At 66.2% G+C, this 13440-nt stretch carries 12 protein-coding genes; 10 read left to right on the forward strand and 2 right to left on the reverse strand.

The window, feature by feature from the left end; all coding sequences use genetic code 11:
- Positions 1–31: 31 nt before the first annotated feature.
- From ABZ293_RS25390 to ABZ293_RS25400, 3 genes are all read left to right on the forward strand, one after another.
- On the forward strand, positions 32–754 hold the full coding sequence (locus ABZ293_RS25390) for an ABC transporter ATP-binding protein (RefSeq protein ID WP_355184631.1): 723 nt from the start codon (positions 32–34) through the stop codon (positions 752–754).
- Positions 755–808: 54 nt separating this feature from the next.
- The gene (locus ABZ293_RS25395) at positions 809–1660 is read left to right on the forward strand and encodes a hypothetical protein (RefSeq protein WP_355184481.1); all 852 of its coding nucleotides are present in this window, start codon (positions 809–811) and stop codon (positions 1658–1660) included.
- 300 nt (positions 1661–1960) lie between these two features.
- Positions 1961–3124, forward strand: coding sequence for an NAD(P)-binding protein (locus tag ABZ293_RS25400; protein WP_355184483.1), 1164 nt, complete (start codon positions 1961–1963; stop codon positions 3122–3124).
- 281 nt (positions 3125–3405) lie between these two features.
- Here the strand turns inward: ABZ293_RS25400 and ABZ293_RS25405 are convergent, their stop codons facing one another.
- Positions 3406–4317, reverse strand: a complete 912-nt coding sequence (locus tag ABZ293_RS25405) for a LysR family transcriptional regulator (protein ID WP_355184485.1) — start codon at positions 4315–4317, stop codon at positions 3406–3408.
- 140 nt (positions 4318–4457) lie between these two features.
- Between ABZ293_RS25405 and ABZ293_RS25410 the strand changes: the two genes are divergently transcribed.
- Both ABZ293_RS25410 and ABZ293_RS25415 read left to right on the forward strand, forming a co-directional pair.
- A complete protein-coding gene (locus ABZ293_RS25410) occupies positions 4458–5876 on the forward strand; it encodes an MFS transporter (protein ID WP_355184487.1) in 1419 nt (472 codons plus the stop codon).
- Positions 5873–6619, forward strand: coding sequence for a 3-hydroxybutyrate dehydrogenase (locus ABZ293_RS25415; protein WP_355184489.1), 747 nt, complete (start codon positions 5873–5875; stop codon positions 6617–6619). Before ABZ293_RS25410 ends, ABZ293_RS25415 begins: the two co-directional genes overlap by 4 nt.
- A 26-nt stretch (positions 6620–6645) precedes the next feature.
- Here ABZ293_RS25415 and ABZ293_RS25420 read toward each other — a convergent pair whose 3' ends face one another.
- Positions 6646–7239: a TetR/AcrR family transcriptional regulator gene (locus tag ABZ293_RS25420; RefSeq protein ID WP_355184491.1), complete on the reverse strand. Its 594-nt coding sequence runs from the start codon at positions 7237–7239 to the stop codon at positions 6646–6648.
- Positions 7240–7332: 93 nt separating this feature from the next.
- Here ABZ293_RS25420 and ABZ293_RS25425 point away from each other — a divergent pair, with 93 nt between their 5' ends.
- Genes ABZ293_RS25425 through ABZ293_RS25445 form a run of 5 tightly spaced genes read left to right on the forward strand, consistent with a single transcriptional unit; the run spans position 7333 to position 13439 of the window.
- On the forward strand, positions 7333–8934 hold the full coding sequence (locus ABZ293_RS25425; RefSeq protein WP_355184493.1) for a carboxyl transferase domain-containing protein: 1602 nt from the start codon (positions 7333–7335) through the stop codon (positions 8932–8934).
- 5 nt (positions 8935–8939) lie between these two features.
- Positions 8940–10982 carry an acetyl/propionyl/methylcrotonyl-CoA carboxylase subunit alpha gene (locus ABZ293_RS25430; protein WP_355184495.1) on the forward strand — a complete coding sequence of 681 codons (2043 nt, stop codon included), beginning with the start codon at positions 8940–8942 and terminating at the stop codon, positions 10980–10982.
- Positions 10979–12139, forward strand: a complete 1161-nt coding sequence (locus ABZ293_RS25435) for an acyl-CoA dehydrogenase family protein (protein WP_355184497.1) — start codon at positions 10979–10981, stop codon at positions 12137–12139. Before ABZ293_RS25430 ends, ABZ293_RS25435 begins: the two co-directional genes overlap by 4 nt.
- Entirely contained in the window at positions 12136–12630 is a 495-nt protein-coding gene (locus tag ABZ293_RS25440) for a MaoC family dehydratase (protein ID WP_355184499.1), read from the forward strand. The genes ABZ293_RS25435 and ABZ293_RS25440 overlap by 4 nt, the downstream gene beginning before the upstream one ends.
- Complete coding sequence (locus ABZ293_RS25445; RefSeq protein WP_355184501.1) at positions 12627–13439, forward strand: CoA ester lyase; 813 nt, start codon at positions 12627–12629, stop codon at positions 13437–13439. Before ABZ293_RS25440 ends, ABZ293_RS25445 begins: the two co-directional genes overlap by 4 nt.
- The last annotated feature ends 1 nt before the right edge of the window (position 13440 follow it).

Raw genomic sequence — 13440 nt, forward strand, 5'->3', positions numbered from 1 at the left:
CTCTCGGAGACCCCGCATGACCACCGCGACCATGACGAAAACCGCTCTCACCGTTAGCGAAACAACCCTCACCTATCCTGATGGCGCGGGCCGACTCACCGCACTGAACCAGGTGAACCTGCACGTTCCCGGCGGCACCATCGCGGCCATCACCGGCCCCTCCGGCTCCGGCAAATCCAGCCTGCTCGCCGTCGTCTCCACCCTGATCCGTCCCGACTCCGGCCATATCACCCTCGAAACACCGTCGGGCACAGTCGATCTCGCCGCGCTCAGCCGCCGCGAAGCCGCCGCCCTGCGCCGCTCGTCCATCGGCATCGTCTTCCAACAGCCGAACCTCATCCCCGCCCTCACCGCCGTCGAACAACTGGAGGCCATGTCACACCTCGGCCAGCGCCTGTTCACCTCGCCGGCCCAGCGCCGCGAAACCCGCACCAAGGCAATGGAATTACTCGATTCGGTCGGCCTGGCCGATCAGCACGCCAAGCGCCCCGCCCAACTCTCCGGCGGCCAACGCCAACGCGTCAATATCGCCCGCGCCCTGATGAACGATCCGGCCCTGCTGGTCATCGACGAACCAACCAGCGCCCTCGACACCGAACGCGGCGCCGCCGTAATCGAACTCATCCTCACCGTAGTCCGAGACCACAACGCCGCCACCCTCCTGGTAACCCACGACCGCACCCACCTCCACCAGATGGACGCCGTCTACCGCATGGTCGACGGCACCCTGTCCCCCGAACCGCCCACATCCTGAAACCTGCACTCCTGCCGGGTTTTTCCTGTCAGTACGCACCACTACTGTGCCCCCATGCCAAGCGTCCTGCACGAAGTGGTGATCGACCTGTTCCGGCAACGCCCCCAACTGGCCGCCGAACTATTGGCCGATGTGCTGGACACCCCGCTACCCGAATTCGACCACGCCCGCCTGGAGTCGGGTGACTTCCCCGATATCGACCCCACCGAATACCGCGCCGACACCGTCGTCGTCCTGGCGACCGGCACCACCCCGGTACTCGGCGTCGTCGTCGAGGTTCAGCTGAAGCCGGACAGCGACAAATACTGGAGCTGGCCGGTATACCTGACCACCCTCAGAGGCCGCCTCCGCTGCCTGACAGTCCTGCTCGTCCTCTGCCCCAACGAGCGCACGGCCAACCACTGCCGCAAGCCCATTTCAGTCGCCCCGGATTTCACGCTCAGACCTGTCGTACTCAGTCCACAAGATGTCCCCGTGGTCACCGACCCGCAGGTCGCGGCCGACAACCCGGAACTCGCGGTGCTGTCGGCCATTGCTCATCGCAACCATCCCGAACGGAACGCAATCCTGACCACCCTCGTCGCGAGCGTGTTCCCCGCGCCCCGCGGCGAGATGTACATTGACCTGGTAGCGGCCATCTTGCCCAAGGCGGCCCGACACTTCTTGGAGAGCCTCATGACGACCGGCACCTACGAATACAAAAGCGAGTTCGCCCGGCGTTACTACTCCCAGGGCGAAGCCAAGGGCGAAGCCAAGGCTCTGCTCAAGATCCTTCACAAACGAGGCCTCATCGTTTCCGAAGCTCAGGCCGCCGAGATCCACGGATGCACCGACCTCGGTCGGCTCGACGCTTGGCTCGATCGTGCGCTGACAGCCAACACCGTCGACGAAGTGTTCGTCGAATAGCGGATCGACGAGATCTTTCCCGAATAGCCGTGGAAACGAGTCAGTGGCTCGGCGCGGGAGCGCGCTGAGCCACTGATCGGTTGGTGGGCCGTCGACTGGAGCTGCCCGCTGAAGACCGAATGACGCACTGCGCCTGCGCGCTCCAATGCAGTGGCGCCGGACGGTCGTGGGCGTGAACGAGTGGACCGGCCGGGCTCGAGCATCGCCTCGGGTCTGTGACCCGAGTCATGGCTCCCGCCCGTCACGTTCCGCGACGGTGGTCCGTCCAAGGTGCGTAGGCCTGTTCGAAGGGAGCACCACATGAAAACCCATATCACCGTGATCGGGGGCGGCTTGGCGGGGTTGACGGCGGCCATCGCGTGCGCCGAGACCGGCGTCCCGGTCCGGCTGTACGAGGCACACCACACCCTCGGTGGGCGGGGCCGCGCCAAGGCGGCACCGTATGTCGCGCACGACGGTCCGCACGTGTTCTATGCCGACGGCCCGCACTATACCTGGCTGAAAACGCGCGGATTCATCGGCGATCTGGGCTGGCCATCGGTCACCGACGCCGCCCGCATCGGGTTCCGTGTCGACGGCCGGCTCCGGCGGCTGCCCCCGCTGGCAATGTTGCGCGCTCAACCGCATCCCCGACTCGTCGCGCCGGTCGACCGCAGCTTCCGCGACTGGGCATCGGAACGGTGGGGTGCCGACACCGCCGACCAGGTTGCCAATGCAATCAGCGTGACCACCTACGACGCCGATACCGGGCGCTTGTCGGCGGCATTCGTCTGGGATCTGTTCCAGCGCGTGTTCGGGGTGAGGATCCCGTCCATCCGGTGGGTCTACGGCGGGTGGCAGCGCGTCATCGATCGGATGGAAACGCGCGCAACCGAACTCGGTATCGGTATCGAAACCGGGGCACGGGTCGATCAGCTCCCCACCGACGGGCCGGTAGTCGTCGCGACAAACCTGCCCGCGGCCCGGAAGCTGCTCGGCGACGACTCCCTCACCTGGACCAGCGGCCACTGCGCCCTCCTCGATATTGCCGTCACCACAGCAAAATCCGATCGCAATGTGGTGTTCGACCTCGACGAGGGAGGTTTCCACGAGAGCTACACCATGCAGGACGACACCATCGCCCCGTCGGGTGAGTCGCTGTTCCAACTCCAAATGCCGATCCGCACAGGCGAATCCAATGCCGATGCGCACACCCGGCTGCAGGATTTCGCCGACCTCGTGGTTCCCGGCCGGCACGACCGCACGAAATTCACCCGCACCGCGACCGCCAAGGGCCGCACCGGCGCCATCGACCTGCCCGGGCAGACCTGGCGTGACCGGCCCGCCATAGATCGAGGCGACAATATCTACCTCGCCGGTGATATGGTCGCCGCCCCCGGCATGCGGGGTGAGATCTCCATCAATAGCGCCGTGCATGCCGCGCGAGAAGCCGTGGCCGCGGTGCAGTCGCCCATCCGAGTCTGAATCCTGCCGGTCAGTCGCTGGGAGACCCCCGCCGAGCGCCTGGCCGAGCCGCTGGCGACAACCGCTCGACCAGCAGTGCTGCTACGACCCCTTGAATTCAGCCAGGGGGAAGGCGGTTTCGACACGACAGCTGAATCCCGTGCACCCCTTGATCATTCGAAAGGTCGAGGGGTGCACGGGATTCAGGATCAGGGCTGGCCGCTGAAGTACGCGAGCTATCACCGACAACAGCACACAACCGAGTTGCTGAGCCTGGCAACATAGTCCACCGGCGACACCGATCAAGCCGACAAGCCGAGCAGCATATTCCGCTGCTCCCGAACCCGAACCTGAATCGCGTCCACCACCGCCGCCACCTCCGGCCTGCGCAGCGTCTCGGTGCGGATGACGAGCCAGTAGGTGAGCCGAACCGAGACCTCCTTGCGGAGTACCCGGACCAGATCGTCATGGCGGTCGGCCATGAAGCAGGGCAGCAGACCCAGGCCCGCGGCCGCACGAGTCGCCTCGACATGTACGAAAACATTTGTGGACGTGACGGATTCGCGCATGGCGGGCGCGAAACTGTTGGCCAGATCCAGATCGTCCACCTGGAGCATCGAATCGATGAAGTAGACCAGGGAGTGCCGCGCGAGATCGCCGATGGCCGTTGGAGTTCCGTGTTCGCGCAGATAGTCGCGGGAGCCGTAGAGCCCGAGGCAGTAGTCGGCCAGCCGAATCGCCTTGGCGCGGTGCACCTGCGGTTCACCGACCACCACTTCGATATCGAGACCCGAACGCTGCTGGGAGGCACGGCGGGTCGCGGCGACGATCTCGACGGCGATCTTCGGATGCCGCCGCTGCACCTCGGCGGCGGCCGGTGCGGCCAGATAGGCACTGAATCCGTCGGTCGCCGAAATCCGGACCACCCCCTCCAGCACCCGAGTGCCGTCGGCATCGGTGGCCAGCGATCTGACCGCCGATTCCACCGCCTCGGCCGCGGCAAGCGCCTCGCGCCCGAGATCGGTGAGCTCCCACCCGCCGGTCACCCGGGTGAGCACGCGCCCGCCGAGCGTCCGCTCCAGTGCGGCGATGCGGCGGGAGATAGTGGTGTGGTTGAGGCCGAGTTCCTCGGCGGCGGTGACGAAGCGCCCGGAGCGCCCGACGGCGAGCAGAACCAGCAGATCGTCCGCGCTGGGATAGGCAGCCGGAGTCATTTCTGCATTCTTGCAGACGCGCACTGCACAACTGGTCATTGCGGCCGCAGATATGTGCACGAATACTCGTCCTGACCACGCAATGTGGGGGCCGTCACATTCGCAACATGATGTGGCCCCGGTCATGAAGGAGATGTTCGATGAGCGTGCGCAGTGCAGTGCGGCCGACCGGTGATCCCGGCGGTATACCGGCCGGTCTGAGGCGGGTGGTGGCCGCCTCGATGGCGGGCACCGTGGTCGAGTGGTACGAGTTCTTCCTCTACGGCACGGCTGCGACGCTGGTCTTCAGCAAGGTGTTCTTCGCCAAGGGCACCAGTGATCTCGACGCGATCCTCGCGGCGTTCATCACCTACGCCGTCGGCTTTGCCGCGCGGCCGCTCGGCGGCATCGTCTTCGGACACTTCGGCGACAAGTACGGCCGCAAGAAACTGCTGCAATTCAGTCTCATCCTGGTCGGATCGTCGACCTTCCTGATGGGCTGTCTGCCGACCTTCGCCCAGGTCGGTTACTGGGCACCGACACTGCTGGTCGTGCTCCGGTTCATCCAGGGCTTCGCGGTCGGCGGCGAATGGGGTGGTGCGGTGCTGCTGGTTGCCGAACACAGTCCGAGCCGCAGCCGCGGTTTCTGGGCGAGTTGGCCGCAGGCGGGTGTGCCCCTCGGCAATATGCTGGCGACGGTCGCCCTGCTGGCGCTGACCTCGACGCTGTCGGATGCGGCGTTCCTGAGCTGGGGCTGGCGCGTCGCGTTCTGGCTGTCCGCGGTGGTCGTACTGGTCGGCTACTACATCCGCACCAAGGTCACCGACGCACCCATTTTCGTTGCGGCACAGCAGGAAATCGCACAGGTCAAGGCGAATTCGCTGAGCGTGGTCGAGGTACTGCGGCGCTACCCGCGCGGTGTCCTCACCGCCATGGGGCTGCGGTTCGGCGAGAACATCCTCTACTACCTGGTGGTCACCTTCACCATCACCTATCTCAAGGTGCAGGTGCACGTCGACACCAAGGTCATCCTGTGGTGGCTGCTCGCCGCGCACGCCGTGCATTTCGTGATGGTTCCGCTGGCGGGCAGTCTCTCCGACCGCTTCGGCCGGCGGCCGATCTATCTGATCGGCGCGCTCACCGCGGGCACCTGGGGTTTCTTCGCCTTTCCGATGATGGACAGCGGCCACAACGCGATCATCATGGCCGCGATCATTATCGGCCTGGTATTCCATGCCTTCATGTACGCGGGACAGCCCGCGATCATGGCCGAGATGTTCCCCACCCGCATGCGGTATTCCGGTGTTTCCCTCGGCTATCAGGTCACCTCGATCGTCGCCGGATCGCTCGCACCGATCATCGCCGTGCGCCTGCTCAACACCTACAAATCCGCGGTACCCATTGCCATATACCTGGCGGCGGCCGCCGCCGTCACCGCCATTGCGGTCCTTTTCGCCCGCGAGACGAAAGGTATCGCGCTGGAGGGTATCGACAATGCGGATGCGGAAAGCCTGGCAAACCAACCATCCACGGCAGCGCAGGTCGCGCCGGCCGATACCCTACGAGCGGAGCTCACATGAGCGAACTGACCGGACGTTCCGCATTGATCACCGGCGGCGCGAGCGGCATCGGCGCCGCCTGCGCCAGGGAACTCGCGGCACGCGGGGCCACCGTCACCGTCGCCGATATCGATGACATCGGCGCGAAGGCATTGGCCAGCGAGATCGATGGAAAGGTCTGGGCGGTAGACCTTCTCGATGTCACCGCACTGGAAGAGCTCAGCTTGGATGTGGACATCCTGGTGAACAACGCCGGTGTGCAGAGCATCAACCCGATCGAGGACTTCCCGCCGGAGCGGTTCCGGAATCTGATGACCCTCATGGTCGAAGCGCCGTTCCTGCTCATCCGCGCGGCACTGCCGCGGATGTACCAGCGCGGCTTCGGCCGGATCATCAATCTGTCCTCGGTGCACGGGTTGCGGGCGTCGGAGTACAAGGTCGCGTATGTGACCGCCAAGCACGCGCTGGAGGGCCTGTCCAAGGTGACCGCGCTCGAGGGCGGCCGGCACAGCGTCACCAGCAATTGCGTCAATCCCGGCTATGTGCGAACACCATTGGTGGACAAGCAGATCGCCGATCAGGCCAAGGCGCACGGCATCGACGAGCAGCAGGTGCTGGAGCAGGTGCTGCTCACCGAGAGTGCGATCAAACGCCTGGTGGAGCCGGCGGAGGTCGCGTCGCTGGTCGGCTGGCTCGCCTCCGCCGATGCGGGCATGGTCACCGGTGCGTCCTACACCATGGACGGTGGGTGGACCGCACGGTGATTCCGGCGGGCCCGGACCGGACCGACCTATCCGAAGGCCGACAGCGCCATGCGACGCAGGACCGGCCGGGCCCGGGTGGCGGTGGCATCGGTGGCACTGTGCGGGGTGGAGTTCATCAACCCGAAGCCCGCGTGGGCCTGCACCCGCGCGGTCTCCTCCGGCAGTTCCGGATGCACCTCCCGCAGCACCGCCACCCAGATCTCCACGTACTGACGCTGGGTGCGACGCAGTTCGCGCCGGGGACCGGACGGAACATTGTCCAGGTCGCGGTCCTGGATCCGAATGAGTTCGGGCTCGCCGAGCGCGAAGTCCAGATGGAAGTCGACCAGCCCGGCCAGCGCCTGCTGCGCCGATTCGGTCCGTGCCACCACCGCCTTCCCACCGTCGAGCAGCCGCTGGCTGACCCCGACCAGCAGTTCGACCAGCAGCGCCTCCTTATTCGGGAAGTGCCGGTAGACCGCGGGCCCGCTGATCCCGACGGCCGCGCCGAGGTCGTCCAGGCGCATGCCGAGGAAGCCGCGGTCGGCGATGAGCCGGGCGCCCGCGTCCAGCAGTTGCCCCCTTCGCTGCAGTTTCAGTTGTTCCCTGCGGGTGAGCGCGACGGCGTCGGTGCTGGTCACACGCGCTCCTTTCTGCACACCTGGACATCTCGGTTAATCAACATTAACCTGAATTCCAGTTATCGGCGACTAACTGGATGGCAGGACGGCGGGATGACGGTGACCGAACAGGTCGGAGTCGACAATCGCACGGCGCATGTGGCGCTGCTGGCAGATCTGCGTGCCCGGCTGACCACGACGGCGCTCGGCGGGCCAGCGAAGGCGCGCGAGCGGCATGTGGCCCGCGGCAAGCTGCTGCCCCGGCAGCGGGTGGATCAGCTACTCGATCCGGGCAGCCCGTTTCTCGAACTCTCGCCGCTGGCCGCGACCGGGATGTACGACGACGAATGCCCCGGCGCGGGGATCATCACCGGCATCGGCCGGATCTCCGGGCGCGAATGCGTGATCGTGGCCAATGACGCCACGGTCAAGGGCGGCACCTACTACCCGATGACGGTGAAGAAGCACCTGCGCGCCCAGGAAGTCGCGCTGCAGAACCAGCTGCCCTGCGTCTATCTGGTCGACTCCGGTGGCGCGTTCCTGCCGCGCCAGGACGAGGTCTTCCCGGACCGGGAGCACTTCGGCCGCATCTTCTACAACCAGGCGACCATGAGCGCCAAGGGCATTCCGCAGATCGCGGCGGTACTCGGCTCGTGCACCGCCGGTGGTGCGTATGTACCGGCGATGAGCGATGAGGCGGTCATCGTGCGCAATCAGGGCACGATCTTCCTCGGCGGACCGCCGCTGGTGAAGGCGGCGACCGGCGAGGTGGTCACCGCCGAGGAACTCGGCGGCGGCGAATTGCATTCGCGCACGTCGGGCGTGACCGATCACCTGGCCGAGGACGATCAGGACGCGCTGCGCATCGTGCGCCGCATTGTGGCCACCCTCGGCCCCCGTCCGGCCAGCCCGTGGGAGGTGACGCCGACCGTCGCGACCGCGAAGCCGGAATCGGAGCTGTACGACGTGGTGCCGGTCGATCTGCGCACGCCATATGACGTCCGCGAGGTCATCGATCGGCTGGTCGACGGCGGTGCCAATGGCGACGGCGGATTCCACGAATTCAAGGCCGAATACGGCAAGACCCTGGTCACCGGATTCGCCCGCATCCACGGACATCCGGTCGGCATCGTCGCCAATAACGGCGTGCTGTTCAGCGAATCCGCCATGAAGGGCGCACATTTCATCGAGCTGTGCGATAAGCGCAAAATTCCGCTGCTGTTCCTGCAGAACATCACCGGTTTCATGGTCGGACGTGACTATGAGGCGGGCGGTATCGCCAAGCACGGCGCCAAGATGGTCACCGCGGTGGCGTGTGCGCGGGTGCCGAAGCTCACCGTGGTGATCGGCGGATCATATGGCGCGGGCAACTATTCGATGTGTGGACGCGCGTATTCGCCGCGCTTCCTGTGGATGTGGCCCAATGCGCGCATCTCGGTCATGGGTGGCGAACAGGCCGCCTCGGTGCTGTCGACGGTGCGCGGGGATCAGCTCGACAGCTCCGGACAGCCGTGGTCGGCCGCGGACGAGGAGGCATTCAAGGCGCCGATTCGGGAACAGTACGAATATCAGGGCAATCCGTACTACTCGACCGCGCGGCTCTGGGATGACGGCGTCATCGACCCCGCCGACACCAGAACCGTGCTCGGACTTGCCCTTTCGGTGTGCGCGCAGGCGCCGCTCGAACCCGTTTCCTACGGCGTCTTCCGGATGTGATCGCGATGATGAACAAATCCCATCCCATTGAATTCGACACCGTGCTGGTCGCTAATCGCGGCGAGATCGCGGTGCGGGTCATCCGCACCCTGCGCACCATGGGTATTCGCTCGGTCGCGGTCTACAGCGATGCGGACGCACAGGCCAGGCATGTGCGCGAGGCCGATACCGCGGTGCGCCTCGGCCCGGCCCCGGCCAGGGAGAGCTATCTCGATATCGAGAAGGTGGTCGCCGCGGCGGTGCGCACCGGTGCGCAGGCCGTGCATCCGGGCTACGGCTTCCTCTCCGAGAATGCCGCCTTCGCCGCCGCGCTCGCCGAGGCGGGCATCGTCTTCCTCGGACCGCCCGCGAAGGCGATCGAGGTCATGGGCGACAAGATCGCGGCGAAGAATACCGTCGCTGCCTTCGATGTGCCCGTCGTCCCCGGTATCGCCCGACCGGGACTCACCGACGCCGAATTGATCGACGCCGCAACCGATATCGGCTATCCGGTGCTGGTCAAGCCGTCGGCCGGTGGTGGCGGCAAGGGTATGCGCCTGGTCGAGGAGCCCGCGGCGCTACCGGCCGCGCTGGCCAGTGCCCGGCGCGAGGCGGCAGCGGCATTCGGTGACGACACCCTGTTCCTGGAGCGATTCGTCACCCGCCCGCGGCATATCGAGGTGCAGATCCTCGCCGACCAGTTCGGCCACGTGATCCACCTCGGCGAACGTGAATGCAGTCTGCAGCGGCGGCATCAGAAGGTCATCGAGGAAGCGCCCTCGCCGCTGCTGGACGCCGCGACGCGGGCGCGCATCGGCGCCGCCGCGTGCAATACCGCACGCAGTGTGAATTACGTCGGTGCGGGCACGGTCGAATTCATCGTCTCCGCCGATCGGCCGGACGAGTTCTTCTTCATGGAGATGAATACCCGCCTGCAGGTGGAACATCCGGTCACCGAGCTGATCACCGGAATCGACCTGGTGGAGTGCCAGGTGCGGATCGCGGCCGGACAGAAGCTCGCGTTCAACCAGGACGAGCTGCGACTGGTCGGCCACGCGATCGAGGCCAGGGTCTATGCCGAGGATCCCGGACGCGGCTTCCTGCCCACCGGCGGCACCGTCCTCGACCTGTCGGAACCCGAAGGCGCCGGCGTGCGGGTGGATTCGGGATTGCGCATCGGCACCGTGGTCGGCAGCGATTACGATCCGATGCTGTCGAAGGTCATCGCGCACGCCGCCGACCGCGACGCCGCACTCGCGAAACTCGATCGGGCACTCGGCGATACCGTGCTGCTCGGCGTCACCAGCAATATCGAGTTCCTGCGATTCCTGCTGGCGGATCCGGATGTGGCCGCGGGCAGGCTCGATACCGGACTGCTGGATCGCCGCGTCGGTGACTTCCAGCCCACGGCGGTCGGAGACGACGAATTCATCGCCGCCGCCGCCTATCACTGGCTGCGGCGCTGGCCAGCGGCCCCGAGCGAGCCGTGGGATATTCCGTCCGGTTGGCGCATCGGCGCGGCCGCGCCGACCACCATCAGGCTGGCCAGTGGTGACCGCACCGAACACGTCTATCTGACCGGCTCCCCCGATGCCGCCGAAGTACACCTCAACAGCAGCGAATCCGCCTCGCTCAGTGCCGAATTCACCGGAGAAGCTTCCGGAGTGCTGGTCCTGACGCTGGGCGGCCTGCGCCGGAACTACCGCATCGCCGAATACGACGGCCAGCTCTGGGTCGCCGGACCATCCGGTGTCTCGGTACTGCGCGAAGTGGCCGAGGTGAATGTCCGCGGCGGTGCCGAACACGTCGGTGACGCCGAGATCCGCAGCCCCATGCCGGGTTCGGTAATCGCGGTGCCGGTCGACAATGGCGCCACCGTGGCCGCGGGCACGCCGGTCGTCGTGGTCGAGGCCATGAAGATGGAGCACACCCTCACCGCACCGGTCGCAGGCACCGTCGAAGTCCTGGTCGAACCGGGCACCCAGGTCCGCCTCGATCAGCCGCTGGTGCGCATTGCCGCGGCTGCCACCGAACCCGAAACCGCCGAGCGAGAAGGAACTTCCGCATGACCGAGTTTTTGTCCACCGGCACCCTGCCCGAGGAGTACCGCGACCTCGCACTGACGGTGCGTGATTTCGCCAGGTCGGTGGTCGCCCCGGTCGCCGCCGAACACGATGCGAACCACACCTTCCCGTATGAGGTCGTCGCCGGTATGGCCGATATGGGCCTGTTCGGTCTGCCGTTCCCCGAGGAGTACGGCGGCATGGGCGGCGACTACTTCGCACTGTGCCTGGCGCTGGAAGAACTCGGCAAGGTGGATCAGAGCGTCGCGATCACCCTGGAGGCCGGTGTCTCGCTCGGCGCCATGCCCATCTATCGCTTCGGCAACGATAAGCAGAAGCAGGAATGGCTGCCGCAGCTGACCAGCGGGCGCAAGCTCGCCGCGTTCGGGCTCACCGAACCCGGTGCGGGCAGCGATGCGGGTGGCACCAGGACCACCGCGGTCGCCGATAGCGGCGAATGGATCATCAATGGCAGCAAGCAGTTCATCACCAACTCCGGCACCGATATCACCACACTGGTGACGGTGACCGCGGTGACGGGCCAGTCGGGCGGCAAGAAGGAGATCTCCACCATCCTCGTCCCCACCGACACCCCCGGCTTCGTGGCCGAACCCGCCTACAACAAGGTCGGCTGGAACGCCTCGGACACCCATCCGCTGAGCTTCACCGACGTCCGGGTGCCCGAGGAGAATCTGCTCGGCGAGCGCGGTCGCGGTTATGCCAACTTCCTGCGCATTCTCGACGAGGGCCGGATCGCCATCGCGGCGCTCTCGGTCGGTGCGGCCCAGGGCTGCGTCGACGAAAGCGTGCGCTACGCCAAGGAACGCGAGGCCTTCGGCCAGGCCATCGGCCGCAACCAGGCCATCGCCTTCAAGATCGCCAGGATGGAGGCGCGCGCCCACGCGGCCCGCACCGCCTACTACGACGCCGCCGCACTGATGTTGGCGGGTAAGCCGTTCAAAAAGGAGGCCTCGATCGCCAAGCTGGTGGCGAGTGAGGCCGCGATGGACAATGCCCGCGATGCCACCCAGATCTTCGGTGGCTACGGCTTCATGAACGAATACGCTGTGGCCAGGCACTATCGCGACAGCAAGATCCTCGAAATCGGCGAGGGCACAACGGAGGTGCAGCTGATGCTGATCGGGCGGGAGTTGGGCCTGTGAGCGACGCCGACGCCACGCGCCGGGTAGTACAGCGCGGTCTGTGGTTCGACGAGTTCGAGATCGGCGTCGTGTACGAGCACCGACCGGGCCGGACCATTACCGAGGCCGATAACGTCCTGTTCACCACGCTGACCATGAACACCCAGGCGCTGCACCTGGATGCGGCGTTCAGCGAGCAGCTGCCACCGTTCCACCAGCGGCTGGTGAATTCGATGTTCACGCTGTCCACCCTGATCGGCCTCTCGGTCGCACAGCTGACCCAGGGCACGATCGTGGCCAACCTCGGCTTCTCCGAAATCGCCTTCCCGAAGCCGCTGTTCCACGGCGACACCATGTACGCCGAGACCGTGGTCACCGATAAGCGCGAATCGAAGAGCCGTCCCGGCGAGGGCATCGTCACCTTCGCCCATACCGCGCGCAATCAGCACGGCGATATCGTCGCCACCGCCATACGCAAAACGCTGGTGCGCAAGGAATCGGGGCCAGCATGAGTTGGCAGCTACCGGGACCGGCCTGGCTGTTCTGCCCGGCCGACCGCCCCGAACGCTATGCGAAGGCCGCCGCGGCGGCCGATGTGGTGATCATCGATCTCGAAGACGGTGTCGCCGCCGGGGATAAGGCGGGCGCGCGCAAGGCACTCATCGATACCCCGCTGGCTCCGGAAACCACCGTCGTCCGGATCAATGCCGTCGGCACCGACGAGCACGCGTTGGATCTCGCGGCGCTGGCCCGCACCGAATACCGGCGGATCATGCTGCCGAAGGCCGAATCCGCCGAACAGCTCGACTCGCTCGCCGACTACGAGGTGATCGCGCTGATCGAATCGCCGCTCGGCGCCGTCGCGGTCGAGCGCACGGTGCTGGCGCCCAATGCGATCGGGGTGATGTGGGGTGCGGAGGATCTGGTTGCCGGACTCGGCGGCAACTCCAGCAGACATGCCGACGGCGGCTATCGCGATGTGGCACGGCATGTTCGGTCGAGCACGCTGCTCGCGGCCAAGGCATACGGGAAGTTCGCGCTCGACTCGGTGTATCTGAGCATTCGCGATCTCGACGGACTGCGTGCCGAAGCACTGGACGCGGTCGCGGTCGGCTTCGATGCGAAGGTGGCGATCCATCCGAGCCAGGTGCCGGTCATCCGGGCCGCCTACGCGCCATCGGCGGATGAAATCGACTGGGCCCGAAGAGTACTCGACGAGGTACCGAAGCATCGCGGCGTCTTCGCCTTCGAGGGCCGCATGGTCGATGCCCCGGTGCTGCGGCATGCCGAGCAGATCGTGCGGCGCGCGAACCACACCTGAT

It is taken from the genome of Nocardia sp. NPDC005998 (genome assembly GCF_040614395.1).
Lineage (GTDB): Bacteria > Actinomycetota > Actinomycetes > Mycobacteriales > Mycobacteriaceae > Nocardia.